The following is a 630-nucleotide window of genomic DNA, read 5'->3' on the forward strand; positions in this document are numbered from 1 at the left end:
AGCGGTACAGTGACTATGGGGCTATAGCTGCATGAAACTGTCCGAAGTGTTGCACCCAAATAAAAATGAGGAACTCTGGAATATATATTTTAAGCCGTTACAATTGGGTATATTTTTAATAATAACTGCATTAATTTCTTTAACTACCGGTGTTTATTGGCTGTCCTCAGATTTACCACCTAAAGAAGTTCTAATTATTGCTCATCGTGGGGCATCCGCTCATGCACCAGAAAATACTATTGCATCAATAGATCGTGCCATTAAAGACCATGCGGATTGGGTTGAAGTAGATGCCCGTAAAACAAAAGATGGAGTGGTTGTTCTCACTCATGATAGGGATTTTATGCGTATAGCTGGTAAGCCAGTATTTGTTCGGGATCTGACTTTAAATGAAATCAAAGAAATTGACGTGGGGCTCTGGTTTTCTGGAATTTTTAAGGATGAGCAAGTCCCCACTCTTGAAGAAGCTCTGAAAGTAACTAAAGGAAAAGCAACTCTTCTTATAGATCTAAAATTCTCAAGCAAGGATTCAAATTACACTCTTGCCTATGAGGTAGCGCGTATTGTAGGTAAGTCACAGGGCTGTCCCATATAAATCAGCTTAAATCGTGACTGTAATTATCTTGTCTA

General features: G+C 38.9%; 1 protein-coding gene. It reads left to right on the plus strand.

Annotated elements, in window-relative coordinates:
• Positions 1–31 precede the first annotated feature (31 nt).
• On the plus strand, positions 32–595 hold the full coding sequence (locus MO867_RS22475) for a glycerophosphodiester phosphodiesterase (RefSeq protein ID WP_252473321.1): 564 nt from the start codon (positions 32–34) through the stop codon (positions 593–595).
• Positions 596–630 lie beyond the last annotated feature (35 nt).

This window comes from Microbulbifer okhotskensis (genome assembly GCF_023895975.1).
Taxonomy (GTDB): Bacteria; Pseudomonadota; Gammaproteobacteria; order Pseudomonadales; family Cellvibrionaceae; genus Microbulbifer; species Microbulbifer okhotskensis.